General features: G+C 65.3%; 28 protein-coding genes and 1 tRNA gene. 16 read left to right on the top strand and 13 right to left on the bottom strand.

Annotation, left to right across the window (positions count from 1 at the left end):
- The first annotated feature begins 8 nt into the window (after positions 1–8).
- A complete protein-coding gene (locus tag QCE83_RS03060; protein WP_309807551.1) occupies positions 9–1,565 on the top strand; it encodes a GDSL-type esterase/lipase family protein in 1,557 nt (518 codons plus the stop codon).
- 7 nt (positions 1,566–1,572) lie between these two features.
- Here the strand turns inward: QCE83_RS03060 and QCE83_RS03065 are convergent, their stop codons facing one another.
- From QCE83_RS03065 to trxB, 5 genes are all read right to left on the bottom strand, one after another.
- Positions 1,573–1,896, bottom strand: coding sequence for a rhodanese-like domain-containing protein (locus QCE83_RS03065; RefSeq protein WP_309807552.1), 324 nt, complete (start codon positions 1,894–1,896; stop codon positions 1,573–1,575).
- An 80-nt stretch (positions 1,897–1,976) separates the two neighbouring features.
- The gene (locus QCE83_RS03070; RefSeq protein ID WP_309807553.1) at positions 1,977–2,630 is read right to left on the bottom strand and encodes a protein-L-isoaspartate O-methyltransferase; all 654 of its coding nucleotides are present in this window, start codon (positions 2,628–2,630) and stop codon (positions 1,977–1,979) included.
- 126 nt (positions 2,631–2,756) lie between these two features.
- Positions 2,757–3,377, bottom strand: a complete 621-nt coding sequence (locus QCE83_RS03075; protein WP_309807554.1) for a trimeric intracellular cation channel family protein — start codon at positions 3,375–3,377, stop codon at positions 2,757–2,759.
- Entirely contained in the window at positions 3,367–4,203 is an 837-nt protein-coding gene (locus QCE83_RS03080; RefSeq protein WP_309807555.1) for a Smr/MutS family protein, read from the bottom strand. The genes QCE83_RS03075 and QCE83_RS03080 overlap by 11 nt, the downstream gene beginning before the upstream one ends.
- Before the next feature lie 221 nt (positions 4,204–4,424).
- Positions 4,425–5,420: a thioredoxin-disulfide reductase gene (gene trxB, locus QCE83_RS03085; protein WP_309807557.1), complete on the bottom strand. Its 996-nt coding sequence runs from the start codon at positions 5,418–5,420 to the stop codon at positions 4,425–4,427.
- Between the two features lie 420 nt (positions 5,421–5,840).
- Between trxB and QCE83_RS03090 the strand changes: the two genes are divergently transcribed.
- Both QCE83_RS03090 and lolA read left to right on the top strand, forming a co-directional pair.
- Positions 5,841–8,156, top strand: coding sequence for a DNA translocase FtsK 4TM domain-containing protein (locus QCE83_RS03090; RefSeq protein WP_309807558.1), 2,316 nt, complete (start codon positions 5,841–5,843; stop codon positions 8,154–8,156).
- A gap of 32 nt (positions 8,157–8,188) precedes the next feature.
- Complete coding sequence (lolA, locus tag QCE83_RS03095; RefSeq protein ID WP_309807559.1) at positions 8,189–8,869, top strand: outer membrane lipoprotein chaperone LolA; 681 nt, start codon at positions 8,189–8,191, stop codon at positions 8,867–8,869.
- A 54-nt stretch (positions 8,870–8,923) separates the two neighbouring features.
- Here the strand turns inward: lolA and QCE83_RS03100 are convergent, their stop codons facing one another.
- On the bottom strand, positions 8,924–9,394 hold the full coding sequence (locus QCE83_RS03100; protein WP_309807560.1) for a hypothetical protein: 471 nt from the start codon (positions 9,392–9,394) through the stop codon (positions 8,924–8,926).
- A gap of 236 nt (positions 9,395–9,630) precedes the next feature.
- The gene (locus QCE83_RS03105) at positions 9,631–10,551 is read right to left on the bottom strand and encodes a LysR family transcriptional regulator (RefSeq protein WP_309807561.1); all 921 of its coding nucleotides are present in this window, start codon (positions 10,549–10,551) and stop codon (positions 9,631–9,633) included.
- A gap of 114 nt (positions 10,552–10,665) precedes the next feature.
- Between QCE83_RS03105 and speB the strand changes: the two genes are divergently transcribed.
- A complete protein-coding gene (gene speB, locus QCE83_RS03110; protein WP_309807562.1) occupies positions 10,666–11,682 on the top strand; it encodes an agmatinase in 1,017 nt (338 codons plus the stop codon).
- 21 nt (positions 11,683–11,703) lie between these two features.
- Here speB and cytX read toward each other — a convergent pair whose 3' ends face one another.
- Positions 11,704–13,032, bottom strand: coding sequence for a putative hydroxymethylpyrimidine transporter CytX (cytX, locus tag QCE83_RS03115; RefSeq protein WP_309807563.1), 1,329 nt, complete (start codon positions 13,030–13,032; stop codon positions 11,704–11,706).
- Between the two features lie 179 nt (positions 13,033–13,211).
- On the opposite strand from cytX, the gene QCE83_RS03120 reads away from it, so the two are divergent.
- The 4 genes from QCE83_RS03120 to QCE83_RS03135 all read left to right on the top strand — a co-directional run bounded on the left by QCE83_RS03120 (position 13,212) and on the right by QCE83_RS03135 (position 17,326).
- Complete coding sequence (locus QCE83_RS03120) at positions 13,212–14,528, top strand: replication-associated recombination protein A (RefSeq protein ID WP_309807564.1); 1,317 nt, start codon at positions 13,212–13,214, stop codon at positions 14,526–14,528.
- Positions 14,529–14,605: 77 nt separating this feature from the next.
- Complete coding sequence (gene serS, locus QCE83_RS03125; RefSeq protein WP_309807565.1) at positions 14,606–15,904, top strand: serine--tRNA ligase; 1,299 nt, start codon at positions 14,606–14,608, stop codon at positions 15,902–15,904.
- Between the two features lie 124 nt (positions 15,905–16,028).
- Positions 16,029–16,119, top strand: a tRNA-Ser gene (locus QCE83_RS03130).
- Between the two features lie 229 nt (positions 16,120–16,348).
- The gene (locus QCE83_RS03135) at positions 16,349–17,326 is read left to right on the top strand and encodes an Abi family protein (protein ID WP_309807566.1); all 978 of its coding nucleotides are present in this window, start codon (positions 16,349–16,351) and stop codon (positions 17,324–17,326) included.
- Positions 17,327–17,381: 55 nt separating this feature from the next.
- On the opposite strand, the gene QCE83_RS03140 is transcribed toward QCE83_RS03135, so the two are convergent.
- The gene (locus QCE83_RS03140) at positions 17,382–17,708 is read right to left on the bottom strand and encodes a hypothetical protein (RefSeq protein WP_309807567.1); all 327 of its coding nucleotides are present in this window, start codon (positions 17,706–17,708) and stop codon (positions 17,382–17,384) included.
- 233 nt (positions 17,709–17,941) lie between these two features.
- On the opposite strand from QCE83_RS03140, the gene map reads away from it, so the two are divergent.
- The 6 genes from map (at position 17,942) to QCE83_RS03170 (ending at position 22,137) form a co-directional block, all read left to right on the top strand.
- Positions 17,942–18,724: a type I methionyl aminopeptidase gene (gene map / locus QCE83_RS03145; RefSeq protein WP_309807568.1), complete on the top strand. Its 783-nt coding sequence runs from the start codon at positions 17,942–17,944 to the stop codon at positions 18,722–18,724.
- 178 nt (positions 18,725–18,902) lie between these two features.
- The gene (locus QCE83_RS03150; protein ID WP_309807569.1) at positions 18,903–19,427 is read left to right on the top strand and encodes a GNAT family N-acetyltransferase; all 525 of its coding nucleotides are present in this window, start codon (positions 18,903–18,905) and stop codon (positions 19,425–19,427) included.
- Positions 19,428–19,580: 153 nt separating this feature from the next.
- The gene (minC, locus tag QCE83_RS03155) at positions 19,581–20,348 is read left to right on the top strand and encodes a septum site-determining protein MinC (RefSeq protein ID WP_309807570.1); all 768 of its coding nucleotides are present in this window, start codon (positions 19,581–19,583) and stop codon (positions 20,346–20,348) included.
- A gap of 88 nt (positions 20,349–20,436) precedes the next feature.
- Positions 20,437–21,252 carry a septum site-determining protein MinD gene (minD, locus tag QCE83_RS03160; RefSeq protein ID WP_309807571.1) on the top strand — a complete coding sequence of 272 codons (816 nt, stop codon included), beginning with the start codon at positions 20,437–20,439 and terminating at the stop codon, positions 21,250–21,252.
- Positions 21,253–21,261: 9 nt separating this feature from the next.
- Positions 21,262–21,516: a cell division topological specificity factor MinE gene (minE, locus tag QCE83_RS03165; protein ID WP_035926261.1), complete on the top strand. Its 255-nt coding sequence runs from the start codon at positions 21,262–21,264 to the stop codon at positions 21,514–21,516.
- A gap of 315 nt (positions 21,517–21,831) precedes the next feature.
- Positions 21,832–22,137 (top strand): hypothetical protein, encoded by a 306-nt coding sequence (locus QCE83_RS03170; RefSeq protein WP_309807572.1) that lies wholly within the window; start codon positions 21,832–21,834, stop codon positions 22,135–22,137.
- Between the two features lie 312 nt (positions 22,138–22,449).
- Here the strand turns inward: QCE83_RS03170 and QCE83_RS03175 are convergent, their stop codons facing one another.
- Positions 22,450–22,629 carry a hypothetical protein gene (locus QCE83_RS03175; RefSeq protein WP_309807573.1) on the bottom strand — a complete coding sequence of 60 codons (180 nt, stop codon included), beginning with the start codon at positions 22,627–22,629 and terminating at the stop codon, positions 22,450–22,452.
- A gap of 265 nt (positions 22,630–22,894) precedes the next feature.
- On the opposite strand from QCE83_RS03175, the gene opgC reads away from it, so the two are divergent.
- A complete protein-coding gene (opgC, locus tag QCE83_RS03180; protein ID WP_309807574.1) occupies positions 22,895–24,091 on the top strand; it encodes an OpgC domain-containing protein in 1,197 nt (398 codons plus the stop codon).
- 12 nt (positions 24,092–24,103) lie between these two features.
- Here opgC and QCE83_RS03185 read toward each other — a convergent pair whose 3' ends face one another.
- Together QCE83_RS03185 and QCE83_RS03190 are read right to left on the bottom strand one after the other, a co-directional pair.
- Complete coding sequence (locus tag QCE83_RS03185) at positions 24,104–25,408, bottom strand: MFS transporter (protein WP_309807576.1); 1,305 nt, start codon at positions 25,406–25,408, stop codon at positions 24,104–24,106.
- A 372-nt stretch (positions 25,409–25,780) separates the two neighbouring features.
- Complete coding sequence (locus tag QCE83_RS03190; RefSeq protein ID WP_309807577.1) at positions 25,781–26,269, bottom strand: TonB family protein; 489 nt, start codon at positions 26,267–26,269, stop codon at positions 25,781–25,783.
- A gap of 130 nt (positions 26,270–26,399) precedes the next feature.
- Between QCE83_RS03190 and QCE83_RS03195 the strand changes: the two genes are divergently transcribed.
- On the top strand, positions 26,400–26,558 hold the full coding sequence (locus QCE83_RS03195; RefSeq protein ID WP_309807578.1) for a hypothetical protein: 159 nt from the start codon (positions 26,400–26,402) through the stop codon (positions 26,556–26,558).
- Positions 26,559–26,591: 33 nt separating this feature from the next.
- Here QCE83_RS03195 and QCE83_RS03200 read toward each other — a convergent pair whose 3' ends face one another.
- Entirely contained in the window at positions 26,592–26,909 is a 318-nt protein-coding gene (locus QCE83_RS03200; RefSeq protein WP_309807579.1) for a hypothetical protein, read from the bottom strand.
- Between the last annotated feature and the right edge of the window lie 34 nt (positions 26,910–26,943).

Genomic DNA, 26,943 nt, shown 5'->3' on the forward strand with positions numbered 1-26,943 from the left:
AGGCGGATATGAAGCCGGTTCTGCGCAGGTTCGTGGTCGGGTTGCTGGCGATGGCCGCTCTTGGGTCCGTCGCGCCGAGGGTCTTAGCCCAGACGCAATGGACCGGCACGTGGTCCATTGCGCCGTCCATTGCGTCCGACGCGGGCTTCAATAATCAGACGATCCGCCACATCGTGCATACGAGCATCGGCGGCACGGCTGCGCGGGTGACGCTCTCGAACCTGTACGGCACGCAGCCGGTGACGATCGGCGACGTGCATCTTGCGCGGCGCGCGCACGGGGCGGGCACGGTCGCGGGCACGGATCGCCGGGTCACGTTCAGCGGCCAGTCCTACGTCACGATTCCGGCGGGCGCTTCGGTGCAGAGCGATGCCGTCCCCTTCGACGTGCCCGCGCTCGCCGATCTCGCCGTCAGCCTGCATGTGCCGTCGAAGACGCCGCCGCACTCGACCGGCCACGATCTCGGCCTGCAGGACGTCTACATCGCGCCCGGCGACGTGAGCAGCGATGCCGCGTTCGCCGGCGGCGTCGCGAATGCGGCGGGCGGGCAATCGGTCTATTTCCTGACCGGCATCGACGTGATGAACGCCGCCGCAACGGGCGCGGTGGTGGCGTTCGGCGCGTCGATCACGGACGGATTCGGGACCACGCCGAACGCCAACCGGCGCTGGCCCAACCGGCTGGCGGTGCGGCTGGCGCGCGCGAGCATGACGGTCGGCGTGCTGAGCGAGGCCATCAGCGGCAACGACTTCATCACGGATCAGGCGGGTCAGGCCGGACTCACGCGCTTTGCCCGCGACGTGCTGGAGCAGTCGAACGTCAAATGGGTGATCGTCTCGGACGAAGCCGTGAACAGTCTCATCCACGACGATCCGCCGACGGCGCAGCAACTCGAAGACGCGTACCGGCGCTTGATCGGCCAGGCGCACGCGGCGCAGCTCGGCGTCATCTGCTCGACGCTGACGCCGTTCCAGGGCATCGCAGAGTGGACGCCGGCCATCGAGGCCGCCCGCGAGCAAATCAACGCGTTCCTGCGCGATCGCGCCGGCAGCGGCTGTGACGCCGTGCTCGATCAGGCAGCGGCGACCGGCGACGCCGGCAATCAGGCCGCCTATGCTCCGGCGTTCGATAGCGGCGACCATCTGCATCCGAATGACGCGGGTGCGCAGGCCATCGCAAACGCAGCCGATCCGGACTGGTTCGCGGCGCTGCCGCAAGTCAATGCACCGGGCGCCTGCGGCCGTCTGACGGCAGGTGAAGGTTTCGGGGTGGGTGGATCGCTGGCGGCGTGCAGCGGCGGCGTCACGCTGACGGTGCAGGACGACGGCTATCTCGTCGCGATGCACAACGGCGCGGTCATATGGTCGTCGCAAAGCGCCGGTTCGCCGGGCGCCGAAGTCCGCATGCAGGAAGACGGCAATCTGGCGCTATACGACAGGAACGGGACGCGGGTGTGGCAGACCGGCACGTCGGGTCATCCGGGCGCGGTTGCGCTGATCCAGAAGGACGGCCATCTGGTCATCTATGCCGCGAACGGGACGGCGCTGTGGTCGAGCGCCGGATGACGCGGTATCAGTACGTGGGCACCGCCGGATCGACCTGACGCGACCAAGCGTCGATGCCGCCGTACAAATTGAACATCTGCGTGAAGCCGCGCGATTCCAGGAACATCGCGACCTGGGCGCTGCGCGCGCCGTGATGGCAGATGCAGACGATCTGCGCGTCGTCGTCGAGCTCTTCGCTGCGGGCGGGAATGTCGCGCATCGGAATCGACACGATGTTGGCCAGCTTGGCGGTCTGGACTTCCCAGGGCTCGCGCACGTCGAGCAGGACGGGCGCGGGGCGCGAGGAATCGGCCAGCCACGCGGCGAGTTCGGGTGCGGTGAGATTTTGCATGGGGATCTTCGAAAGACGACGGCAAGGACAGCAAGGAACGGGAGCGCGCCGCCGTGACTGCACGGCGGCGCGAAGCGCAATCAGAAGCGGAACAGCGACGGATGCACCGCGTTCTTCAGCGGCGCGACCAGCGTTTCGAACACGTCGGACACGCGGAACTGCTTTTCGTCGACGCGGGTGACGATCTGCGCCTTCATGACCGGCGCCACGCCGACAAACGCCGCAATGCGCCCGCCAATCTTCAACTGTTCGAGGAATTCCTGCGGCATGACCGGCAGGCCGCCGGACACGCAGATCACGTCGTAGGGCGCGCCGTCGGTCCAGCCGCGCGCGCCGTCGCCGGTGATCACTTCGGCGTTCGTCACGCCGTTTGCCGCGAGGTTCTGGCGCGCGAGGTCGGCCAGTTCCGGCGAAATTTCGACGCTCGTCACGCTGCGTCCACGGTGCGCGAGCAGGGCGGCCATGTAGCCGGAACCCGTGCCGATTTCCAGCACCGTCTCGCCCTTGTGAACCGCGAGTTCCTGCAGGATGCGCGCCTCGACGCGCGGCGCCAGCATGCGTTCGCCGCCGGGCAGCGGCACTTCGAGGTCCGCGAAGGCAATGTTGCGGTACGCGGCGGGAACGAAGTTCTCACGCTTGACGATCGAAAGCAGATTGAGCACGTCCTGGTCCAGCACTTCCCACGGACGAATCTGTTGCTCGATCATGTTGAAACGCGCTTGCTCGATGTTCATGTTCTGTGTGCGTAGTGGCGACCTGGAGCGGATATGCGCCGTGGCCGGATGCGGGGCGGGAAACCAGGCGATTGTAGCAAAACGAGGGGTTTTCCCGCCTGCTTCGCGGTGCGTGCCCCAGGGCGTCTAGTGCGGCAGCCGGATGTCGAGCTTGAAGGTGACGAGGCGCGCAAGCAGGATGAACGCCGTCGAAAGGAGCACGTTGTAGATCGTGTCGACGTCGAGCCGCTCCAGTCCGAGATAGATCCAGCAGCCCGCGAACGCGCACACCGCATAGGGACGCGAATCGCGCAGGATCAGCGGGACTTCGTTGCACAGCACGTCGCGCATGACGCCGCCGAACACGCCGGTGACGACGCCCATCATCGTCGCGGTGAAGGCCGGCATTTGCGCGTCCAGCGCGATGGACGTGCCCGACACGCTGAAAAGACCGAGGCCGATCGCATCGGTCACCAGCAGTGCGCGCTGGTCGAACAGGCGCGAGGTCACGCGCAGGAACAGCGGCGCGAAGATCGCCATCGCGAAGATGAAAAGCACGTAGTCCTGGTGCTCGACCCAGTAGAACGGCCGGCGCGACAGCAGCACGTCGCGCACCGTGCCGCCGCCGAACGCCGTGACGAGCGCGACGAGAAACGCGCCGACCGCGTCGAGCCGGCGCTTGCGCGCCTCGATGAGCCCGGAGAAGGCGTACGCGAAGATCGCGAGCGCCTCCATGATGGTGATGGCGAGCGTCAGTCTAGGATGCACGTTCGGACCCCGGCCTGGACTTGTCTTCGCCACCGCGATCCTGCGGATGATTGTGCTGGCGTGAAGTGCCGCCCGGCTGCAGCAGCACGAGCACGGCGCCTGCGCCGCCGTCGTGTGGGCGCGCCTGGCAGAACGCGATGACCTCCGACTTCTGCACGAGCCACGCGCGCACTTTCCCCTTCAGCACCGGTTCGCGGCCGATCGAACCGAGTCCCTTGCCGTGGATCACGCGCAGGCAGCGCAGCCCGCGCTTCACCGATTCGCGGATGAACTCCGCCAGCGCCTCGCGCGCTTCCTCGCGCCGCATGCCGTGCAGGTCGAGTTGCGCCTGCACGATCCACGCGCCACGCCGCAGTTTGCGCACCACTTCCTGACTGATGCCCGGGCGGCTGAAGGACAGCGTGTCGTCGATATCGAGCAGGCTTTCGGGATCGTATTCGTCCGAAAGCGCTTCCTGCAGCACCGCTTCTTCGTCGCGACGGCTCTGCAACGGCAGCGGCGGGGGCGGCACGCGGGTCAGCGTCGTGCGGGGCGGGGTCTTCAGCGGCTCGACGGCGCCGATCGAGTCGATGGCGCGGCGGAATTCATCGGCATCCGCGACGCTCTCGCGCTCGGCGCGCGCTGCCGCGACGCGCTGGATCTCGCGCTGCTCGGCATCGGCCTTGAGCGCGCGCTTGAGCGTCGACAGGCCTGCGAGCCCGTCGCGCCTTACCGCGGCGGCGACATCGGCGGGCTTGGCCGGCTCGCGCGCTGCCGGCTCGGCCGATGGCGGCGCAGGCTTGCGCCGGGCTTTCGGTTCGTTCGGATGGGGGTGATTCTTCGGCATCGTTCGGCCAGCTGGAAACGTCTGGAAACTGAGTCGAGGATGGGACGCGCGTGCACCTGCCGGAAAGCAAGCCGGGCCGCCGCGCGCCTGCCGCAAAGAAAACGGGCCGGCGGCGTGAACCGTGGCCCGTTCTGCAAGCTTCCAAAAGATGAGCGATGCGCGATGCGCACCGTGCGGGCTGATCACATTCTAGCGGCTCGCCGCGCGCGCGGTCCGGCGGATCAGCGATCCGCTTCGTGGCTCATCGAATGCGGCGTGGCCGTTTCGTGGATGCTTTCGAGGTAGCGCTGTGCATCGAGCGCGGCCATGCAGCCCGTGCCCGCGCTGGTGATGGCCTGGCGATACACGTGATCCTGCACGTCGCCCGCCGCGAACACGCCGGGGATGCTGGTCGAGGTGGCGTCGCCGGTCGTGCCGCCCTTCGTGATGATGTAGCCGTTCTTCATCTCGAGCTGGTTGAGGAAGAGATCGGTATTGGGCTTGTGGCCGATCGCGACGAACACGCCCTGCAGCGCGATGTCAGTGGTGGTGCCGGTCTGCGTGTGCTTCACGCGCAGGCCCGTGACGCCGGACTGGTCGCCGGTGACTTCGTCGAGCACGTGATTCCACTTGATCTCGACCACGCCTTCCTTTTCCTTCGCCAGCAGGCGGTCGATCAGGATCGGCTCGGCGCGGAACTTGTCGCGGCGATGGATCACCGTGACCTTCTTCGCGATGCCCGCCAGATACAGCGCTTCCTCGACCGCGGTGTTGCCGCCGCCGATCACCGCGACTTCACCGTTGCGATAGAAGAAACCGTCGCAGGTGGCGCAGGCGGACACGCCCTTGCCCATGAACGCTTCTTCCGACGGCATGCCGAGATACTGCGCCGACGCGCCGGTCGCGATGATCAGCGAATCGCAGGTGTATTCGCCGGAATCGCCGATGAGACGCATCGGTTTTTCATTGAGCTTCGCGGTGTGGATGTGATCGAACACGATGTCCGTGTTGAAGGCGCGCGCGTGTTCTTCGAGACGCTGCATCAGTTCCGGGCCCTGCACGCCCGAGGGGTCGCCCGGCCAGTTTTCGACATCCGTGGTGGTCATCAGCTGGCCGCCCTGGGCGAGGCCGGTGATGAGCAGCGGCGACAGATTCGCGCGCGCCGCATAGACCGCGGCGGAGTAGCCGGCGGGGCCGGAACCGAGAATCAGCACTTTGGCGTGTTTGGGCGAAGACATGATATTGGTCCGTTTTTGATGGTCGGCTCGAAAGCGCGCCGGATGAGCGTGCGGCAGCGTGGCCAGCGCGGCTGGGCGCGGGCTGCCATGCGCGAACCGCAGCAATATCGACGCCCGCCGCGCGGCTCGTGGCCGCGTGGAGGCGCCGGAGCGCTTCCGATGAACCGTATTTGAGTGCAAAACGGGGATTATAAAGGTGCCTCGAAAAGCCTTCCGAGTGAACCTTTCAATTGCGGCGATAGGCGCGGCACGCGGTGTTCGTGCCCATGACGCCCGCGTGACGAGTGTTACAGGTTGCAAGCACCGGGCCGTTTTTACGCCGTTCCCCGCAATGCAGCGTTTACAATAGGCCACCGTTCCAGGCGGTCCCGGCGCACCGGCCGGCGAGGCCGCAAGCAGGCGACACCAAGCATCGAATCAATGGCCAAAGCACCTTATTCCGCGAGCCCGCAGGCACTGCCGCACCGCATGTCGCGGCTCTTCACCGAGATTCGCTGGATCCTCCAGGTCGCGCTCGGACTGTTCCTCGTGATGGCGCTGCTCTCGTACAGCCGCAGGGACCCGAGCTGGACCCACGCGGTCAGCGTCGAGCGCATCGCGAACTGGGCGGGCCGCGTCGGCGCCTATACGTCCGATATCCTGCTGCTCGTGTTCGGGCTGTCCTCCTACTGGCTGATCGTGCTGCTCGCGCGGCGCATCATCGCGAACTACCGGCGCATCACGCAGCCGCCGGTCGTCGATGAAGACGCGCCGAAGGACCGCACCTGGCTCGCCGAAGCCTTCGCCTTCGTGCTCGTGCTGCTCGCCTCCGACGGCATCGAGGCCTTGCGCATGTGGTCGCTCAAGGTGCAGCTGCCGCGCGCGCCCGGCGGCGTGATCGGCGACATGGTCGCGCGCCATGTGTCGCACGCGCTGGGCTTCACCGGCGCCACGCTGTTCCTGCTGATCGCGCTGGCCATCGGGCTGTCGCTGTATTTCCGCTTCTCGTGGCTCTCGGTGTGCGAGAAGGTCGGCGACGGCATTCTCAACGCCATCACCGGCGCGCAGCTGCGCCGCGAAGCCGGCCGCGACCGCAAGCTCGGCGAGGCGGCCGCGGTGAAGCGCGAGGGCAAGGTCGTGCGCTCGCGCGAGAAGAGCGAAGATCACGAGCCGGTGATGATCGTGCCTGCCGTGCCGACGCCGGCACGCTCGGAGCGCGCGGAGAAGGAAAAGCAGGTGCCGCTCTTCAAGGACCTGCCGGGCGACTCCACGCTGCCGCCGCTGGCGCTGCTCGACCCGCCGCCGAAGACCCAGGAAACCATCGCCGCCGATACCCTCGAATACACCTCGCGTCTCATCGAAAAGAAGCTGAAGGACTTCGGTGTGGAAGTGAGCGTGGTCGCGGCGTATCCGGGTCCGGTCGTCACGCGCTATGAAATCGAGCCCGCGACGGGCGTGAAGGGCAGCCAGATCGTCGGGCTCGCGAAGGATCTGGCGCGCTCGCTGTCGCTGGTGTCGATCCGCGTCGTCGAAACCATTCCGGGCAAGAACTACATGGCGCTCGAGCTGCCGAACCAGCGCCGCCAGACCGTCAAGCTCTCCGAGATCCTCGGCTCCGAAGTCTATGCGAACGGCGCGTCGCCGCTGACCATGGGCCTCGGCAAGGACATCGGCGGCAATCCGGTCTGCGCCGATCTCGCCAAGATGCCGCACTTGCTGGTCGCGGGCACGACGGGCTCGGGCAAGTCGGTCGGCATCAATGCGATGATCCTCTCGCTGCTCTACAAGGCGAGCGCGGACCAGGTGCGGCTGATCCTGATCGACCCGAAGATGCTCGAAATGAGCGTCTATGAAGGCATTCCGCATCTGCTGTGTCCGGTCGTCACCGACATGCGCCAGGCCGGCCACGCGCTCAACTGGGCGGTCGCGGAAATGGAGCGCCGCTACAAGCTGATGAGCAAAATGGGCGTGCGCAATCTCGCGAGCTTCAACAGCAAGATCGACGACGCGAAGAAGCGCGACGAAAAGATTCCGAATCCATTCAGCCTGACGCCGGACGAACCGGAACCGCTCACGCGCTTGCCGAACATCGTGGTCGTGATCGACGAACTCGCCGACCTGATGATGGTGGTCGGCAAGAAGGTCGAGGAACTGATCGCGCGGATCGCGCAGAAGGCGCGCGCGGCGGGCATCCACCTGATTCTCGCGACGCAGCGGCCTTCGGTGGACGTGATTACCGGCCTCATCAAGGCCAATGTGCCGACGCGGATGGCGTTCCAGGTCTCGTCGAAGATCGACTCGCGCACGATCCTGGACCAGCAGGGCGCGGAATCGCTGCTCGGCATGGGCGACATGCTCTATCTGCCGCCGGGCTCGGGCCTGCCGGTGCGCGTACACGGCGCGTTCGTGTCGGACGAGGAAGTGCATCGCGTGGTGGACAAGCTGAAGGAGCAGGGCGAGCCGAATTACATCGAAGGCCTGCTCGAAGGCGGCCTGGCCGGCGAGGGCGACGAAGGCTCGGCCGGCGCCAACGGAACCGGCGGCGCGGACGGCGAGTCCGATCCGTTGTACGACCAGGCGGTCGAGGTCGTCATCAAGAACCGCCGCGCGTCCATATCACTGGTGCAGCGGCACTTGCGCATCGGCTACAACCGCGCGGCGCGGCTGCTGGAGCAGATGGAGAATTCGGGGCTGGTGTCGGCGATGTCGTCGAACGGCAACCGCGAGATCCTGACCCCGGCACGCGACGCCGAATGACGCGCGGCGTGAATCAAAAGGAGAACACCACGATGCAACACCATACGGGGAGCCGCACGCTCAAGGTCCTGAGCGCCGCATTGTTTTCAGCGTCGATGCTGCTGGCGTCGCACGCCTTCGCAAGCGGCACCGAACAACTGAAGGCGTTCGTGTCGCAGGTCAAGGCGGCGCGCGGCGACTTCACGCAACAGGAAATCAAGGCGCCGGGCAAGGCCAACAACGGCGCCACGTCCACGCCCGTGCCGACCAAGGGCACGACGTCGAGCGGCACGTTCATGTTCGCGCGGCCGGGCAAGTTCATCTGGTCGTATCAGAAGCCGTACGCTCAGGTCCTGCAGGCGGACGGCGACAAGCTCTACGTGTACGACAAGGATCTGAACCAGGTCACCGTGCGCACGCTCGGCGGCGCGCTGGGTGCGAGCCCGGCGGCCATCCTGTTCGGCAGCAACGATCTCGACAAGAACTTCAACCTGCGCGATGCGGGCGAGAAGGGCGGCATCGACTGGCTCGAACTCACGCCGAAAGCGAAGGACACGCAGTTCGAGAAGGTCGGCATCGGCTTCAAGGACGGCAACCTGCAAGCGATGGAACTGCACGACGTGTTCGGCAATGTCACGCTGCTCACGTTCTCGAACATCCAGAAGAACCCGCCCATCAAGAGCGATGCGTTCAAGTTCACCGTGCCGAAGGGCGCGGACGTGATCAACGGCTGATCATCAGTTGATCAAGGCGGCCCGGCACCTGCCGGGCCGTGCTTTCCTCGCGGCTCAGTTGTAGCTCGTCGTCAGCAGGACGCGGGTCACGGAGGCGGGCGTGTCGTCGAGCGCGCGCATCGACAGCGTGCCGCCAAGTTTGCCTACGTGATAAGTGCCGCCTGCATCGGACGGCGTGGTGTTGCCCCGGCTGTCGGTGAAGCGGGTCGCGAGCAAGCGCGCGCCGGATGCCGGGCTGTGGCCGATCACCGACATCGACACCGCGGCGCTCGGCGCATCGCTTGGCTCGGCGGAGAACATCACGTGCGCGGTGCGTCCGCTCATCTGGTCGATCCGCATCGGGGAGGCGGTCGCAGATGCATTTCCCGATCCGACCGACACGCCGAATGGCGAGGCCACGATCGATCCCGTGAAGTAGATGACGCCGCCGTTCGTGCCCGCGCTCGCCATCGCGCAGTAACTCATCGCGCTGGCCAGAACGAGTTGTCCGGCCCGTCGTGCCCTACTTAGCTTTGCGTCGATCATGGTTCCCTCGTCTTAAGAGAAGGCGCTGCCCGTCCGCGATGGTCAGTCAGCGCTGCAACCGAGCACGCTTCCGGTCGTCAGGACCCGTTGTCGCGCTCAATTTTGAGATGTCCATGAATTGATATTAGGAGAAGTCGTATTGCCCGATCAATACGCTTCCGGTATTCAATTTGTAGAAAATTGTCATGCTTGTGGATGGGCCGATACTGGCCTGAAACGCTTGCCTATAAGCAATCTCAGCCGTGCGCGGCCTGCATGTCTTCGATGAACGCATCGACGATCTCGCGTTTCGCCTGGCCCGCACCGCCTGCACCGCCCCCACGCTTCGCCCGCGTGACCATCTGGAACGCGACGCGATAGCGCATCGCCCTGGGATTCAGCGGCGCGAGCAGTCCTTCCTTCACATACGGCGCGGCGAAATGCTCGGGCAGATAGCCGAGATGCTGTCCCGACAGCACGAGCATCGCGACGGCCTCCATGTTGTCCGCGACCGCGCCGACGAGTCGCGGCGCAAGCGTCCCGGCCTCGGGCAGCGGATAGCTGCGCCATGCCCAGTCGTGCTCATTGGCCTCGCTCATGCGAACACGCCCCGCGCGCGCGAACAGCGGATGTCCACGTCCGCAGTAGGCAAGCTGTTCCTCGGCGAATATCTCGACGTAATCGAGCGTCGGCACGCGATGCCAGAAATAGCCGATCGCCATCTGGATGCGCCCTGAGAGCAGCATCTCTTCGAGTTCGCCCGGCGAGCGCACGAGCACCGCGAAGCGCACGGATTCGTCGCGCTGGCGAAAGCGCGCGATGGCTTCGCTGACGCGTGCGTTCGCGCTGACCGGCGTATTGCCGATCATCCCGAGCGTAAGCGTGCCGACCAGCGTCTTGCCGACGTTGCGGGCGGTGGAGTCGAAGGTGTCGATGGCCGCGAGCAGCGTGCGGCACGCCTCGACGAACTGTTCGCCGCGCGATGTCAGCGCGAAGCCGCCGCGGCCGCGCTCGCACAGGCGATAGCCGAGCCGGGTTTCGAGCGTCGCGAGCTGCGTGCTGATGGTCGACTGCCCGACATTGAGCGTGGCCTGCGCCGAGGACACGCCGCCCGCATCGCCAATGGCGAGAAACACGCGGATCAGCCGCAGATCGAGATCGGACAAATGAGTGAACATGCGAACCGCCGATACATCGATAAAAATCGATGTGAAGTTGTTTTTGTCGTCATTTTAACGCCGGACAAAAGCGGCTATGAATGACAGCATCCCCATCCCGATTCATCCGACGCCATGAATACTTCCGCGCTGTTTGCCCCCGCCGAACACTTCGATTCCCACTTTCTCGACGCCCGCGCCGAACGTCCGCAGCCGCTGTCGGGCAACCAGATGCCGCGCTGCGGCGGCATCACGACGATGATGCGTCTGCCGCATGTCCCGTCCGCCGCCGGGCTGGATGCGTGCTTCGTCGGCGTGCCGTTCGATCTCGGCACGTCCAACCGCACCGGCGCGCGCTTCGGCCCGCGTCAGGTGCGCAGCGAATCCGTGCTGCTGCGCCCGTACAACATGGCGACGCGCGCTGCGCCGTTCGATTCGCTGCGCGTCGCGGATATCGGCGACGTCGCGATCAATCCGTACAACCTGCTCGATTCCATCGACCGCATCGAGCGTGCGTATCGCGAGATCCTGCAGCACGACTGCACGCCGCTCACGCTCGGCGGCGATCACACCATCGCGTTGCCGATCCTGCGCGCGATCCACGCGAAGCACGGCAAGGTCGGGCTGATTCACATCGACGCCCACGCGGACGTCAACGACACCATGTTCGGCGAGAGGATCGCGCACGGCACGCCGTTTCGCCGCGCGGTGGAGGAGGGCTTGCTGGACTGCTCGCGCGTCGTGCAGATCGGGCTGCGCGGCACCGGCTACGAGGCCGGCGATTTCGACTGGTGCCGCGACCAGGGCTTTCGCGTCGTGCAGACGGAGGAATGCTGGAACAAGTCGCTCGCGCCGCTGATGGACGAAGTGCGCGCGCAGATGGGCGATGGTCCGGTCTACATCACGTTCGATATCGACGGCATCGATCCGGCCTTCGCGCCCGGCACGGGCACGCCGGAGATCGCCGGCCTGACCGTGCCGCAGGCGCTGGAGATCGTGCGCGGCGCGCGCGGGCTGAATATCGTCGGCGCGGATCTGGTGGAAGTCGCGCCGCCCTACGATCCATTCGGCACCACGGCGCTGCTCGGCGCCAATCTCGCCTTCGAACTGCTGTGCGTGCTACCGGGCGTCGAGTATCGCGCGGCGCGTTGATCGCCTCGCTTGCTCGTGGCCTTACGCGTACGCGCGCCGCCGTCCCGCCACGAGCAGCAGATAGCACACCGCGCCGAGCGCGAGCGCGGGCAGCGTCGCGCCGAGGTTCGGCAGCCACTGGTTGATCGCGTGATAGGCGGCAATGCCGATGCCCCACGCAATGAACGCGCTCACATGCCAGCCGCCGGAATAGCCGTAGCGGCCGGTGGGATCGGCGAGCACGGCGGTGTCGATGCGGCGCTTGCGCACGATGAAGTGATCCGCCAGCACCACGCCGAAGAGCGGCGCGAACACCGAACCGATCAGCAGCAGGAAGTTCTGGTATTTGCCCATCTCGACGACCAGCGCGACCAGCGTACACAGCGCCCCGAACGCGCACGACAGCAGCGGCACGCTGGCGCGCGCCCAGAAAGTGCCGGTTGAAACGGCGGCGGAGTGGATGTCGGCGAAGGCGTTGTCGGTTTCATCGATCAGGATCAGGAACAGCGCCAGACCGCCGCCCGCCTGCGCGAACGCGGTGGTCAGGAGCGCGTCGCCGCCGCCGGCCGCGAGACCGTAGATTGCGCCGAGCGCGTAGAACCAGAGATTCGCGATGCCGTAGCCCAGCAGCGTGCCGCGGAACGTGCCGCCCGCGCTGCGGCCGAAGCGCGTGTAGTCGGCGATCAGCGGCAGCCACGACAGCGGCATCGCGACGACCAGGTCGATACCCGCGCCGAACGACATCTCGCCGGTGCCGGGCCGCGCCATCAGCGCGGCGAGATCGTGCTTCGCGAGCAGGTTCCAGGTCAGCCAGCCTGCGCCGCCGAGCAGCAGCCAGATGCCCCAGGTGCGCAGGAAGCGCCGCACGAAGGACAGCGGGCCGCTCACCGCGAGCAGGGTGGCGAGCGCGCCGAAGATCAGCGTCCATACGATCGGCATCGAGAAATGGAAGGATTGCTTCGCGAGGGCGTCGGCGGAATCGCGCATCACGATGATCTCGAACGAGCCCCAGCCGACCAGCTGGACCGCGTTGAGCACCGCCGGCACGGAGGCGCCGCGCACGCCGAGCGTCGGCCGCAGCGAGGACATGGCGGCGAGCCCGGTGTCCGTGCCGATCACGCCCGCGAGCGCCAGCAGCACGACGCCGACCACCGTGCCGATGCCGATCGCCGCGAGCGCATGCGGCAGCGACAGCCCCGGCACCAGCAGCGCGCCCGCCTGCGCGACCAGCAGGCCGATGCCGAGCGAGAACCACAGCGCGAAGGCGTCGCGGGTGGCGAAGGCGCGCCGTTCGGGCGGCACGGGGGTGAGCGGCGCGTAGGTGGAAGTTTCGCCGTGCGCCGCGGCGTTCGTGGTGTGCTCTTGCCCCATCGGATTGCGTCCTCATATGGTCGATGCGTTGTCCGAGACGGTCGCGCGCAGGCGGGTCCGATGCCCTCGCGGCCCGGCTGTCATAATGACCCGTTCCGCCACCGGCCGGCGCCTCTCTCGGGAAGCGCGAGATTATCGCCGCGATCCACCCAACCGCGTCAACCTGCATCGCACAGCACATGTTCGAAGAAAACCGTGGCACCGTTCCGCTCGCGGAGCGCCTGCGCCCCCGCACCATCGACGACGTGATCGGCCAGAAGCACCTGCTTGGCCCGAGCAAACCGCTGCGCGTCGCGTTCGAATCGGGCGAAGCGCATTCGATGATCCTGTGGGGCCCGCCCGGCGTCGGCAAGACCACGCTCGCGCGTCTCATGGCCGACGCGTTCCACGCGCAGTTCATCTCGCTTTCGGCGGTGCTCTCCGGTGTCAAGGATATCCGCGAGGCCGTGGAGACGGCGCAGATTCATCGCGCGAACGGACATCAGACGCTCGTGTTCGTGGATGAAGTGCATCGCTTCAACAAGAGCCAGCAGGACGCCTTCCTGCCGCACGTGGAGTCCGGCCTGTTCGTGTTCGTCGGCGCGACGACCGAGAATCCGTCGTTCGAGGTGAACAGCGCGCTCTTGTCGCGCGCGGCGGTCTACGTGCTGAAGAGCCTCGACGCCGACGAACTGAAGGAATTGCTCGAGCGCGCGAGCCGGGAGCTGGGCGGCCTCGCGTTCACGGACGAGGCCCGCGATGCGCTGGTCGGTTCCGCCGACGGCGACGGCCGCAAGCTGCTGAACAATCTCGAGATCGTCGCGCGCGCGGCGGCGCAGCAGAAGCAGGGCGAAGTCGACGGCGCGTTGCTCGGCAGCGCGCTCGCCGAGAACCTGCGCCGTTTCGACAAGGGCGGCGATGCGTTCTACGATCAGATCAGCGCGCTGCACAAGTCGGTGCGCGGCAGCAATCCCGACGGCGCGCTGTACTGGTTCTGCCGCATGCTCGACGGCGGCGCGGACCCGCGCTATCTGGCGCGGCGCATCGTGCGGATGGCGTGGGAGGACATCGGTCTCGCCGATCCGCGCGGCGCGCGCATCGCGCTCGACGCCGCCGAGACCTACGAGCGCCTCGGCACGCCGGAAGGCGAACTGGCGCTTGCGCAGGCCTTGATCTATCTGGCGGTCGCGCCGAAATCGAATGCCGGCTACAACGCGTATAACGAGGCGCGCCGCTTCGTCGGCCGCGATCAGTCGCGCGGCGTGCCGGTGCATCTGCGCAACGCGCCGACCAAGCTGATGAAGGAACTCGGCTACGGTCACGAATATCGCTACGCGCACGACGAACCCGACGCCTACGCCGCCGGCGAAACCTATCTGCCCGACGGCATGCGCGAGCCGGCGTGGTATCAGCCGACGCCGCGCGGGCTCGAAGGCAAGATCGGCGAGAAGCTCGCGCGCCTCAGCGATCTCGACGCTGCGTGGCGGCGCGAACACCCCGACGACAAGAAGCGCTGAGCGCCGATGCCTGTCCGGCCGGCGCTGGCCGTGCGCTAGAATCGACGTTTCACGAATACTCAACCAGCAGCCCCGCCATGCTCGATATCCAAACCCTCCGCAAAGACCTGGACGGCGTCGCGAAGCGCCTCGCCGACCGGGGCTTCACGCTCGATGTCGCCGCGTTTGCCGCGCTCGAAACCGAGCGCCGCGAGATCCAGACGCGCACCGAAGAATTGCAGGCGCGCCGCAACAGCCTCTCGAAGCAGATCGGCGCGATGAAGGGCCGCGGCGAGGACACCTCGGCGGTGATGGCGGAAGTGGGCGGGATCGGCGACACCATGAAGGAGTCGGCGGCGAAGCTGGACGACGTGCAGAAGCGCCTGTCCGACCTGATGCTCACCGTGCCGAACCTGGCGCACGAGAGCGTGCCGGTGGGCCGCGACGAGACGCAGAACGTCGAGGTGCGGCGCTGGGGCACGCCCCGTGCGTTCGATTTCGAGATCAAGGACCATGTGGATGTCGGCGCGCCGCTGGGCCTCGACTTCGAAACCGGCGCGAAGCTGTCGGGCGCGCGCTTCACGCTGTTGCGCGGACAGATTGCGCGGCTGCATCGCGCGCTCGCGCAGTTCATGATCGACACGCATACCGAGCAGCACGGCTATACCGAGGCGTACACGCCGTACATCGTGAATCCGGAGATTCTCTACGGCACGGGCCAGCTGCCGAAGTTCGCGGACGACATGTTCCGCGTGGAGAAGGGCGGCGAGGAGAACACGGTCACGCAGTACCTCATTTCCACGTCCGAGATCTCGCTGACCAACACCGTGCGCGAGAGCATTCTCGACGCAGCCGCGTTGCCCGTGAAGCTCACCGCGCATTCGCCGTGTTTTCGGTCGGAAGCGGGCTCGTATGGACGCGACACGCGCGGCCTGATCCGCCAGCATCAGTTCGACAAGGTGGAGATGGTGCAGGTCGTGGCGCCCGAGCATTCGTACGCCGCGCTCGACGAGATGGTCGGCCAGGCCGAAGCCATCCTGCAGAAGCTGGAGTTGCCGTATCGCCTGATTACGCTGTGCACGGGCGACATGGGCTTTTCAGCGGCGAAGACCTTCGACCTCGAAGTCTGGCTGCCGGCGCAGAACACGTATCGCGAGATTTCGAGCTGCTCGAACACCGAGGCTTTCCAGGCGCGCCGCATGCAGGCGCGCTACCGCAATGCCCAGGGCAAGCCGGAGTTCGTGCATACGCTGAACGGCTCGGGACTGGCGGTGGGCCGCACGCTCGTCGCGGTGCTGGAGAACTTCCAGAACGCGGATGGCTCGGTGACGATTCCCGCTGTGTTGCGGCCTTATATGCGCGGTCAGGAGCGTATCGAAGCCGCTGTGGGCGCATGACGCCGGCCTCGCGCTTATTTTGCTGAAGGTTGGCAAAAGGGGCTTGGCAAGGCCCGGAGACTTCGATATAGTTTCGTTCTTCGCCGAGCAACGACCCGCTTGACGAAGGCCCGAGAGGGTAGACGGAGAGGTGGCAGAGTGGTCGAATGTACCTGACTCGAAATCAGGCGTACGGTTTTCCCGTACCGTGGGTTCGAATCCCACCCTCTCCGCCAAGAACATCGAAAGCATCAAACAGAAAGGCCGCCCATTGGGCGGCCTTTCGTCATTCTGGCGTATGCGAAGCCATGCCCCTATGTGGCGCTCATCTCGATTTGATTTTCCTTGTTGACGGTTTCCATCGGTCGTCTAGAATCACTCCCCAATATGTCCCTCACCTCTGAGCCCGATCGAAAGATTGGTGTCCCATGTGGGGGATTTCCATTTGTGGCGACCGATCCTTGCATGACGGCAACCGACAAGCCGGAATTCTCTCCGTTAAAACTGCACCGCCCTTACGCAGACCAACTGGCCCTCCTGAAATCGCGAAACTTGGCTGTCGGCGACGATGCCGCGGCTTTAGCAACGCTGCAACGAATCGGTTATTACCGTCTGGTTGGCTACTGGTTCCCGCTTCGCGTCCCGACTCCAGGCAGCGATGTCCGCCGTAGCGATGACTTTCTCGACGGAGCGTCGTTCGAATTGGCCGAGGCACTCTACGAGTTCGACCGGAAATTGAGATTGCTCGTCCTCGACGCCATTGAGAGAGTCGAGGTCGCCGTGCGCGTCGATATCGCGCATTTGCTTGGGCGGCGGCATCGTCGTGCCCACGAGTCAACAGTTCAGCTGGACGCGAATTTCTGCCAGAAACGACAGGGTCCGAGAGGGCTCACGCGACATCAAGAGTGGCTTGAGAAATACAAAGAGGCACTGAGAAAAAGTCGCAAGGAAGATTTCGTCGCCCATCATGCGCAGAAATACGGCGCAGCGCTTCCAATCTGGGTGGCCACAGAGATTTGGGACTTCGGCTTACTGTCGAAATTTTTCGCCGGGATGAAGTACGGCGATCAGAACAAAATCGCAAGCCGATATGGAATCAGCGGACAACATCTGGCGTCATGGCTACGCACGATCAATTTCGTGCGAAACGTCGCTGCGCATCATTCACGGCTGTGGAACCGCAACCACCCCGAACCGCCGAAACTCCCCGACACTCAACCGCGTCAATACCTGCACCACCTGGCGAAAGATGAATTTGCACGGCGGCGGACATACGGCACGCTGTGCATCCTCCAAACCATGTTGCAAGTCATTTGCCCGGAAAGCGGATGGTCTGATGGAGTGAGAGCGCATTGCCTTACTTTTCCGCGGTCGGAGCTCGTGAGTATCCGCGCCGCAGGTTTCCCGCCGGGCTGGGAAAGTGAGCGAATCTGGACCGCTTAGTCCGTCGCCCGTCGCGGCGCGTCACCTACCGCGCGTCAACGCCCGAATAACGCCCTCAAACCGTACACCGGGCAATATCAAACCGCAGCTCCGGCTCCGGCACGCCGCCATCGTCGCTGGATGACTGCTGCACCTTCACCTCCGACCCATACACCGAAGGCGTCAAGGTCACGAGCCACGCATTCGACCCGACCATCACCTCGGTCGAACCCTGCGCGCGCCGGGTCTGCGCGGACGGAATCATGCGTTGCAGGCAGCTGGAAATATCCGACGCAGGCCGCGCCGATGAAACATGGATCACGGGCTTTGACGCGCGCAACTCGGGACCGCTCGTCGAACTGCAGGCGGCGAGGGCAGCGGCGCCCGCGACGGTAGCAAACAAATGGGCAAATCGAGGCAAGGTAGTCACGCTCCGGCAAGTCTGAACCCGGGCCACTAAAACACAAAGCCGCGTGCATCACAAGAGTGCATGTCCGCAACCGTGTCCTGGCGCCTCCGGCCAAGGAGCGGGGGCGCCGGAATGCTATCATCGGCCCCATTGTCCTCGTGCGCCGTCCGCCTGAAATCCGGTCGAAGGCCGCGCACGCAGGCCGCTGAACCCATCTGCATCGCCCCATGGCCATCACGCTCAAGACTCCCGCAGACATCGACAAGTTGCGCATCTCCGGCCGCCTGGCCGCCGAAGTTCTCGCGATGATCGGCGAACACGTCCGCCCCGGCGTCACCACCGACGAACTCGACGCCCTCTGCAACCGCTTTATCGTCGACGAACTGAAAGCCATTCCCGCCAACGTCGGCTACATGGGCTTTCCCAAAACCGTCTGCACCTCGGTGAATCACGTCGTCTGCCACGGCATTCCCGGGCCGAAGGAGCTGAAGGACGGCGACATCATCAACATCGATGTCGCCATCATCAAGGACGGCTACTACGGCGACACGAGCCGCATGTACTTCGCCGGCACACCGAACGCCGAGGCGCGCCGCCTCACTGAAACCACGTACGAGGCGATGGTGGCCGGCATCCGCGAAGTGCGCCCGGGCGCGACGCTCGGCGACATCGGGGCGGCGATCCAGGGCGTGGCGCATCGGGAAGGCTTTTCCGTGGTGCGCGAATACTGCGGTCACGGCATCGGCCGCGTGTATCACGAAGACCCGCAAGTGCTGCACTACGGTCAGCGCGGCGCGGGCCTGCGCCTCAAGCCGGGCCTCGTGTTCACGATCGAGCCGATGATCAACGCGGGCCGCGCCGCCACGCAGCAGTCGCGCGACGGCTGGACCGTGACGACCAAGGACCGCTCGCTGTCGGCGCAGTGGGAACACATGGTGGCCGTGACCGAGGAAGGTTTTGAATTGCTCACGCCCTGGCCCGACGGCACCGGCGCGTACGCGGCGCCGTGAATGCGCGATGCGACCATGAGCACGGCTACGCATTGCCATGTGCGCTGTAAAGCACTTTCCCGGATTTAGGAATTGACGGGTTCGCCCGATCGGTTGAAGCTACGCCCATGGCTACACATGCCGGACCGGCCGCACGAGCCGCGCGCATGGAGCCTGAAGTCAGAGAGAAATTGCCCGCATGAGTCCCTCATTGACCGTCAGCCGCATCGCTGCGCAACAAGGTCCGGTCCTGCGCGAACTTCGCACGGCATCGCTGCGCGAGGCGCCTTACGCATTCGGCGAGACGCTTGAAGATGCGCTGTTGCTCGAACCTTCCCAATTCGACGATACCGCCGCGCTGCACGCCAGCGCCGACAAGCTCGCGACTTTCCTGCTGTACACCGAAGGCCATCCGTGCGGGCTGGTGCATGCGTACATCGAGGACGCACCGGGCGGGCGCGCCTTCGTGAACGCGCTGTGGGTCGCGCCGGCAGTGCGTCATCTGCGCGGCGGCGAACTGCTCGTGAACGTGGCATCGCAATGGCTCGCGGAGCAGGGCGCGGCCGACGTGCACGCATGGATCGCCGATGAGAACCGCACCGCGATGCGCTTCTACGAACGCCTGGGCTTCGGCCCGACCGGCGACCGTCGCGCCATGCCCCTGCATGAGCAGGAAGCCGAATCCCTCTATGTGCATCGGCTGCATTCCGGGCAGCCTGTTTAAGCGCGCATCGCGGTCGTTACCAGCGTGCGCGCGGCACGCACCTCTCGTCGCATCTCTCGTCGCACTTCGCGTTTCCGATAGCTGAATTCGAGCCAAAAATTATGGCCGTGTGCGACAACGCCTGTAAAATACGCAAAATTTTTGGCCGTTCCTATGTCGCTCAACAAAACGCCCTATTTCGAACTGCGCAGCGGCTCCGTCGACACGCTTCTCTTCGTCGTCAAGACTCCCGACCTCGATGCCCTGCGCACCGAACTCACGCGGCGTTTCGAAGCGACTCCCGAATTCTTCGCAGGCGATGTCGTCGCCATCGACGTTCGACGTCTCGCTGAGAACGAGCGCGTCTCGCTCACCGATCTGCACACCGTGCTCGCCGGCGTGCGCATGCGTCCCATCGGCGTGGTCGCGCTGCCTGCGCAGACGTGGGCCATCCAGTGGGCCAACGAAGGCGGTCTGCCGATCCTCGAAGCCCGCGATCGCCGGGGCGCGCCGAAGCCTTCCGTCGACGAAGCCAAGCCCAACACCGAGGCCGCTGCCGTGATCGAGGCCGCCGTCGCCAATACGCCGCCGCCCGCGACGCTGCCGCAGCCGGCGACCATCATCGACCGGCCGCTGCGTTCGGGCCAGCAGGTCTACGCAAAGGGCGACCTGATCGTACTCGGGCTCGTGTCCTACGGGGCCGAGGTCATCGCGGAAGGGAATATCCATATCTATGCGCCGTTGCGGGGCCGCGCGCTCGCAGGCGTGCACGGCAATCTCGACGCGCGGATTTTCTGCACGTGTCTCGAACCGGAACTGATCTCCATCGCGGGAATCTACCGGACCACCGAGAACCCGCTGCCGGCCGACGTGCTGAGCAAGCCGGTGCAGATCTGGCTGAACGAAGAAAAACTGATGATCGAACCGCTGCGGCTGACCTGACGAGTCGCCTCCACCCGCGCGCCACCGATGCCTCAGCGCGCGCTCCAGGCAACGCGAGCGGACCTATTGACGAACACAAGGTACTTGTATGGCAAAAATCATTGTGGTGACTTCGGGAAAGGGCGGCGTCGGCAAGACGACCACCAGCGCGAGCTTCGCATCGGCGCTCGCATTGCGCGGCCACAAGACGGCCGTGATCGACTTCGACGTCGGTCTGCGCAATCTCGACCTCATCATGGGTTGCGAACGCCGCGTGGTGTACGACCTGATCAACGTCATCCAGGGCGAAGCCAATTTGCATCAGGCGCTCATCAAGGACAAGAAGTGCGAGAACCTGTTCATCCTGCCGGCTTCGCAGACCCGCGATAAAGACGCGCTCACGCTCGAAGGCGTCGAGAAGGTGATCGACGAGCTGGTCAAGATGGACTTCGAATACATCATCTGCGATTCGCCGGCGGGTATCGAATCCGGCGCGCTGATGGCCATGCACTTCGCCGATGAAGCGCTCATCGTGACGAATCCGGAAGTCTCGTCGGTGCGCGACTCGGACCGCATCCTCGGCATTCTCTCGTCGAAGACCAAGCGCGCGATGGAAGGCAAGGAGCCGATCAAGGAACACCTGCTCATCACGCGCTACAACCCGAAGCGTGTCTCCGAAGGCGAGATGCTGTCGCTGAGCGACATCCAGGAGATCTTGCGCATCGATCTGATCGGCGTGATTCCGGAGTCGGAAGCGGTGCTGCACGCATCGAACCAGGGCTTGCCCGCCGTGCATCTCGACGGCACGGATGTCGCCGAATCGTACAAGGACGTGGTGTCGCGCTTTCTCGGCGAGCAGAAGCCGCTGCGCTTCACCGATTATCAAAAGCCCGGCCTGCTGCAACGCATCTTCGGCACCAAGTAAGGGGACGCAATGTCGATTCTTTCGTTTTTGCTGGGCGAGAAGAAAAAGTCCGCTTCGGTCGCGAAGGAACGCTTGCAGTTGATCATTGCGCACGAGCGCGCAGGTGGCAAAGCCGCCGCCGATTACCTGCCGGCGTTGCAACGGGAACTCGTTGCGGTGATTTCGAAGTACGTGAAGATTTCCAACGACGACATTCGGGTCAGCCTCGAACGTCAGGACGATCTCGAAGTGCTGGAAGTGAAGATCGAAATTCCGCAAGCGTGACGTCGTGCGGCGCGTCTGCGTGCCGCACCGTTTGCTTTCCAGAAAGAGCCGGAATCGCATGATTCCGGCTCTTTCGTTTGCGGCGCTATCGTTTGCGTGCTTCTTTTTCCATGCTTCGAGATGGCGCGAGCAGGCGCATCAACAGTCGCTGACACTTGTCCACACATCGTTTCGAATTCGGGCTGCTGGCACGCCTGCGCGTGTCATCGCATCAGCCGGTCGGCACATTGAACTGTTTCGCGGAGGTTCCTGCGCCGCGAGCTTTGCCCGTGCGCCCTGCGCGCGCGTTCGATGTTTTCCGACAAGAGGTCGTTCATGAAAGTGTCCCTTCGCCGCCTGCTCGTTCAGAGCGCGATCATCGCCGCCGGCGCCGTCACGCTGTCCGGGGCGTACGCCGCCGCGGTGATCATCGCGCCGAGCGCGCCGCCCGCGCCGCGCTACGAGCGCATTCCGCCGCCGCGTGCGGGCTTCATCTGGGAAACCGGACACTGGGTCTGGCAAGGCCGCTATGTCTGGGCCGCCGGACGCTGGGTCGAAGTGCGCGCGGGCCGGCGCTGGATCGCGGGCGTGTGGTCGCCGTATCGCGGGCAGTATCGCTATGTGCCGGGGCACTGGATCTGATTCGGGTCATTTCGCCATGCCGGGCACGCGCAGAACGCGGGAAGTCCTGAACCGACGAAGCGGGCCAGGCATGTTCGCTGCGACTGAGCGAAGCATCGCTTGAACTACGGGATGCGCAGGCAGAAAAAAGAACAGGCGCGAGGCTTTCGCCTGGCGCCCTTGAACGTTCCCACGCTAGCAGGAACGGAGAGGAGAAGGGAGTCGTTCGACCACCCGGAAAGAGCCGGACGCCTGAACGACATTGCCCGGTGTGACAGCCCTCTGGCAGCGAAGTTCAAACGGTTTGAAACTTTTTGCGGGCGAACAAGTGGTTCAGGCAGTGAGGACTTCGAACGCGACGACCGCCAGGATGGCGCCGACATTCGCAATCACCGCTTCGACGACCACGCCGCGCCAGGTTGCCGGCCGGTATTTCACGGCGAGCAGCAGGGCGCTCAGCAGCGCGATGGCGATCATTGCAACCAGATGCGAGCCTTGAAGATGAAAACGCATGTCGGCCTCCTGATTGAAGCGCGGAAGAATCCGCGAATCGTTTTGTCGAACTTGTTTCGATGCCGCACCGAGTATAAGCACAGCAAAAATGACTGAATAGCGGGCCGAAAAGTCATATTGCCGCCAGCTTGCCGACTGACATCGGGTGTTACTTTAAATAACGGTCGATAAAGGGAATTTTCTCTCGGGAGTCAGTACAAACCCCGTATGTGCGCGTGACGCTTTCCCGTCGGCGCCGAACCGCAGCCCGTGGAGCATTCACCAGATGACTTCCCCGACAACACGTTCTCTCGAAGTCGATTTCTTTCGAGGAATCGTGCTGCTGATTATCGCGGTAGACCATATAACGGGAAGTGTGCTGTCGCGCTTCACGCTGCATCAATACGCCTTTTGCGATTCCGCCGAAGTGTTTGTCTTCCTGGGCGGTTACGCGTCGGCGGCGGCTTATACGGCGCTTGCGACTCGCCGTAGCATCAGGGCCGCACGCCGACGTTTTTTCCGCCGCAGCTGGGAAATCTATCGCGCCTATCTGTTCACGGCGTTCCTGATGCTGATTGGCGGCGGCCTGATGATGGCGCTGAAGATCGACACGCCGATGCTCCAGTACACCGAATGGCCCAATTTCCTTGCGCGGCCGCTCGGTCTGATCGGCGAGATCGTGACGCTCAGGCAGCAGCCGTATCTGTCGGCGGTATTGCCGATGTACGCCGTCTTTGCCCTTGCCGTGCCCGTGGTCGTGCCGCTGGCGCAGAAGAAGCCGGTCATCGCGATCTTCGCGAGCCTGCTGGTCTGGCTCGCGGCCGCGCCGCTCGCTCGCGCGTTGCCCGGCACCTATGCGGAAGCGTGGTCGTTCAATCCCTTCGCGTGGCAGCTGATGTTCGTGACCGGCATGCTCGCGCGGGTCCAGCCGATCAGCGAAGGGTTTCATGCGAGCCGCGTCGCGCGTGCGCTGACCGCTGTGGCGATCGCCGTCGCGCTGGTCTTCGCGTTCTACAAGCTGTTCTTCGAAATGCAGCCGCCGCCGGGATTCATGAAACAGAATCTCGCGACCCTGCGCATCGTGAGCTTTGCCGCCATTGCGTGGATCGTCGCGCGCGCGGTCTATTCAGGCTGGATTGGACGGCTCGCGCGCAAGCTGCCGGGCATCGTGACGATCGGGCAGCAGGGGCTCGTGTGCTTCATCGCGGGGGCGTGCGTGTCGCTCGTGCTGGATTCCGCGCTGCGGGCGATGGGCGTGCTCGGACTCGGACGCTATCCGTCGCACTGGATCCTGGGATTGATCGCGGATGGCATCGCCATCGTCACGCTGCTGGCGCTCGCGCGGTTCTGGGCCGATCGCAAGGCAGCGAAGGCCGCGCGCGACAAGGAGGTCAGGCAGGCGCAGCGGCCGGCGCCGCCGCGCGTCGCGCTCGTCAACGGCCGGCCGGTGCCCGTGCAGGCCGGCAACCGGCACGACCGCTGAGCGGCGCCGGGCTCACTCCATCGTGATATCGCGGGTCTCACGCATGCACAGCACGGCGATGAGGCTGACCGCCGCCGCCGCCGATACATACCCGCCCACCCACGTCAGGCCGCCGCGATTCGCCAGCAATTGCGCGATGTACGGCGCCACCGACGCCCCCAGAATCCCGCCCAGGTTGTACGCGACGCCCGCGCCGGTGTAGCGCACGTTGGTCGGGAACAGTTCGGGCAGCAGCGCGCCCATCGGCGCGAAGGTCACGCCCATCAGGAACAGTTCGATCGTCAGGAACAGCGCCACCTGGATCGTGTTGCCGCTGCCGAGCAGCGGCGCCATCGTGAAGCCGGACAGGATCGCGAGCAGGCAGCCGACCACCAGCACCGGCTTGCGTCCGAAGCGGTCGCTGGCGATCGCGGAAATGGGCGTGGCGAGCGCCATGAACAGCACCGCGAAGCACAGCAGGCCGAGGAAGGTCTCGCGCGCGAAGTGCAGCTTGCCGACGCCGAACGACAGCGAAAACACCGTCGAGATGTAGAACAGCGTGTAGCAGACGACCATCGCGAACGCGCCGAGCAGCGTGGGCACGAGGTGACTGCCGAGCAGGGTCGCGACCGGCACCTTGACGCGCTCCTCGCGCTCGACGGCTGCGCGGAACGCCGGCGTCTCCGCGATTTTCAGGCGCACGTACAGGCCGAGCGCAACCAGCACCGCGCTGACGATGAACGGCACGCGCCAGCCCCAGCTGCGGAACTGTTCGTCGGTGAGCGACAGCGCCAGACCGAAGAACAGGCCGTTGGACGCGAGGAAGCCGATCGACGGCCCGAGCTGCGGGAACATCCCGAACAGCCCGCGCTTGCCTTTGGGCGCGTACTCGGTAGCCAGCAGCGCCGCGCCGCCCCATTCGCCGCCGAGACCGATGCCCTGGCCGAAGCGCAGCACGCACAGCAGGATCGGCGCGAGGCTGCCGATGGAATCGTAGCCAGGGACGAAACCGATCAGGGTCGTGGAGAGCCCCATGACCAGCAGCGAGGCGACGAGAGTCGACTTGCGGCCGATGCGGTCGCCAAAATGTCCGAACAGGAACGAGCCGATCGGCCGCGCGACGAACGCGATGCCGAAGGTGACGAACGCCGACAGCGCCTGCGCGGCGGGCGAGTCGTGCGGAAAGAACACAGGGCCGATGACGAGCGCGGCGGCGGTCGCATAGACATAGAAATCGTAGAACTCGATCGCGGTGCCGATGAAGCTCGCGAAAATCACGCGGGAAGCGCTTTGGGATCCGTCGCCGGGCTTGGCGGCGGAGAGCGAGGGTGAGGACATGCTGTCTCCGTTGTCTTGGCGTTGATGCGTGTTGCGTTGATTCGTTGCTGCGTCGGGGTGTGGCGCCGTCGACTGTCGCCGTCGATTGTCGCGCGCATCGCCGGACGAAGGGCGATGGGATGACGAACGATGTCGTCGACCGGCGTGTCAGCTTTTTGTAGGGATGGTCATGCGGTGACAGCGGTGACGCTGGGAGCCAGCGTCGGGCGGCATGCGCGAGTACCGCGCGTGGTCGCGGCGCAGATGGGCTGCGCCTGAGGCGCTTCGCAGGGCGCGCGGGGTGGGCGCGGGGCGAAGGCCACGCCGGAAGCGGGTCCGGCCGGGGTGTGAAAAATTATAACGAGCGTGCGTGGCGGCCGCCACCGGTCGATGTCAGTCGATGGTCGTCGCCTGCGGCGAGTGCGAGGTTTGCAGCTGGAACTGGCCGTTGTCGTTGAACATCCAGCCTTCGAACAACTCCAGCTGGCCATTGCCGTTCAGCAGCCGCGCGGGCGGTGCGGGCAACGGCGCCGCGCGACGCAGCGAGGCCAGCGCGGTGGCTTCGGCTTCGTCGTCGCCGTTGGTGCGGTACACGGACGAATCGATCAGCCGGCCGCCGCGATCCACCGTGAACGCGACGAGCACGAAGGAACGCAGCATCGCTTGCGGCGTGCCCCTGAGCACCAGCGACGGATTGCGCTCGAAGATGCGTTGCGCGATGCGCTGCTTGTAGTCGTCGAGGGTCGAGCCTTGCGCTGCGGGCAGCGCGGTTGTGCGCGCCGCGACGACACCGGGCGGCGGCGTGAAGGTGCATGACGTCAGCGCGAGCACGGCGCACGCGCCGAGCGGGGCGGCTACAGCCGAACGGAGAGAGGCGGACATGGGAGGGCACCGTGGAAGGCTCTCCTTCCATGGTAGTGCCTGCGGGCCGGATGGGCGACGTCGACACGATCGTGCGGGCGCGCGACTTGCTGCCTTGGCTTTCACAAGGAAAGCTTCCAAGGAGCCGATCATGAACGCAGACAATCAAGCGCCGGACAATGCCCAGCCGGCCGAGCATAGCGACAACGAAAAGAGCAAGCTGCCGGAGCGGAGCGACGAGAACCGCAAGCAGGGACCGAATGATCGGCCGGGCAAGGAATCGGGCGAGGGCGAGACGCCGGTGGGTTGAAGCTCGGCGCCTTCGGCGGGCAACGGGCGTGAGTCAGTCGACGTAGGGCTTGACCAGTTCGGCGCAGCGCAGCGGCGCCGACGCTCTCACTGCGCCCGTTTCCGCCGCGCGGGTTTCAACGCAGCGGAACACGCTATTGGTCTTTTGCAGGATGTAAGTGTCTTCAGGCAGGCCGGTGCTGCGGGCGGCCACGCTCGTCACCGAGACGATGCCGTAGCCGTTCTGGATGAGATCGAAGAAGGTGGTTTCCGAATGCCGCCATTGCGCGTTCGGATTGGGCTGGGCCTGCGCCGGCAGACTGGCGGCAAGCAGCGCGCCGAAGAGAAAGGGCAGGATGCGGCCTGATTTCATATGCGTCTCCTCGTAGGGATCAATGTGGGCGGTT

Origin of the sequence: Caballeronia sp. LZ034LL (assembly GCF_031451215.1) — a bacterium.
In the GTDB taxonomy this organism is placed as follows: Bacteria; Pseudomonadota; Gammaproteobacteria; order Burkholderiales; family Burkholderiaceae; genus Caballeronia.

What these genes read in the sequence shown, in the direction of transcription:
- QCE83_RS03175 (WP_309807573.1), bottom strand. Translation starts at nt 22,629, where the DNA reads ATGCGTTTTCATCTTCAAGGCTCGCATCTGGTTGCAATGATCGCCATC.
- QCE83_RS03170 (WP_309807572.1), top strand. Translation starts at nt 21,832, where the DNA reads ATGAAAGTGTCCCTTCGCCGCCTGCTCGTTCAGAGCGCGATCATCGCC.
- trxB (WP_309807557.1), bottom strand. Translation starts at nt 5,420, where the DNA reads ATGTCTTCGCCCAAACACGCCAAAGTGCTGATTCTCGGTTCCGGCCCC.
- QCE83_RS03100 (WP_309807560.1), bottom strand. Translation starts at nt 9,394, where the DNA reads ATGATCGACGCAAAGCTAAGTAGGGCACGACGGGCCGGACAACTCGTT.
- QCE83_RS03060 (WP_309807551.1), top strand. Translation starts at nt 9, where the DNA reads ATGAAGCCGGTTCTGCGCAGGTTCGTGGTCGGGTTGCTGGCGATGGCC.
- minC (WP_309807570.1), top strand. Translation starts at nt 19,581, where the DNA reads ATGTCGCTCAACAAAACGCCCTATTTCGAACTGCGCAGCGGCTCCGTC.
- cytX (WP_309807563.1), bottom strand. Translation starts at nt 13,032, where the DNA reads ATGGGGCAAGAGCACACCACGAACGCCGCGGCGCACGGCGAAACTTCC.
- QCE83_RS03065 (WP_309807552.1), bottom strand. Translation starts at nt 1,896, where the DNA reads ATGCAAAATCTCACCGCACCCGAACTCGCCGCGTGGCTGGCCGATTCC.
- QCE83_RS03195 (WP_309807578.1), top strand. Translation starts at nt 26,400, where the DNA reads ATGAACGCAGACAATCAAGCGCCGGACAATGCCCAGCCGGCCGAGCAT.
- QCE83_RS03105 (WP_309807561.1), bottom strand. Translation starts at nt 10,551, where the DNA reads ATGTTCACTCATTTGTCCGATCTCGATCTGCGGCTGATCCGCGTGTTT.
- minD (WP_309807571.1), top strand. Translation starts at nt 20,437, where the DNA reads ATGGCAAAAATCATTGTGGTGACTTCGGGAAAGGGCGGCGTCGGCAAG.
- speB (WP_309807562.1), top strand. Translation starts at nt 10,666, where the DNA reads ATGAATACTTCCGCGCTGTTTGCCCCCGCCGAACACTTCGATTCCCAC.
- QCE83_RS03185 (WP_309807576.1), bottom strand. Translation starts at nt 25,408, where the DNA reads ATGTCCTCACCCTCGCTCTCCGCCGCCAAGCCCGGCGACGGATCCCAA.
- QCE83_RS03090 (WP_309807558.1), top strand. Translation starts at nt 5,841, where the DNA reads ATGGCCAAAGCACCTTATTCCGCGAGCCCGCAGGCACTGCCGCACCGC.
- QCE83_RS03070 (WP_309807553.1), bottom strand. Translation starts at nt 2,630, where the DNA reads ATGAACATCGAGCAAGCGCGTTTCAACATGATCGAGCAACAGATTCGT.
- QCE83_RS03150 (WP_309807569.1), top strand. Translation starts at nt 18,903, where the DNA reads ATGAGTCCCTCATTGACCGTCAGCCGCATCGCTGCGCAACAAGGTCCG.
- QCE83_RS03080 (WP_309807555.1), bottom strand. Translation starts at nt 4,203, where the DNA reads ATGCCGAAGAATCACCCCCATCCGAACGAACCGAAAGCCCGGCGCAAG.
- map (WP_309807568.1), top strand. Translation starts at nt 17,942, where the DNA reads ATGGCCATCACGCTCAAGACTCCCGCAGACATCGACAAGTTGCGCATC.
- QCE83_RS03135 (WP_309807566.1), top strand. Translation starts at nt 16,349, where the DNA reads ATGACGGCAACCGACAAGCCGGAATTCTCTCCGTTAAAACTGCACCGC.
- QCE83_RS03190 (WP_309807577.1), bottom strand. Translation starts at nt 26,269, where the DNA reads ATGTCCGCCTCTCTCCGTTCGGCTGTAGCCGCCCCGCTCGGCGCGTGC.
- minE (WP_035926261.1), top strand. Translation starts at nt 21,262, where the DNA reads ATGTCGATTCTTTCGTTTTTGCTGGGCGAGAAGAAAAAGTCCGCTTCG.
- lolA (WP_309807559.1), top strand. Translation starts at nt 8,189, where the DNA reads ATGCAACACCATACGGGGAGCCGCACGCTCAAGGTCCTGAGCGCCGCA.
- serS (WP_309807565.1), top strand. Translation starts at nt 14,606, where the DNA reads ATGCTCGATATCCAAACCCTCCGCAAAGACCTGGACGGCGTCGCGAAG.
- QCE83_RS03120 (WP_309807564.1), top strand. Translation starts at nt 13,212, where the DNA reads ATGTTCGAAGAAAACCGTGGCACCGTTCCGCTCGCGGAGCGCCTGCGC.
- QCE83_RS03200 (WP_309807579.1), bottom strand. Translation starts at nt 26,909, where the DNA reads ATGAAATCAGGCCGCATCCTGCCCTTTCTCTTCGGCGCGCTGCTTGCC.
- opgC (WP_309807574.1), top strand. Translation starts at nt 22,895, where the DNA reads ATGACTTCCCCGACAACACGTTCTCTCGAAGTCGATTTCTTTCGAGGA.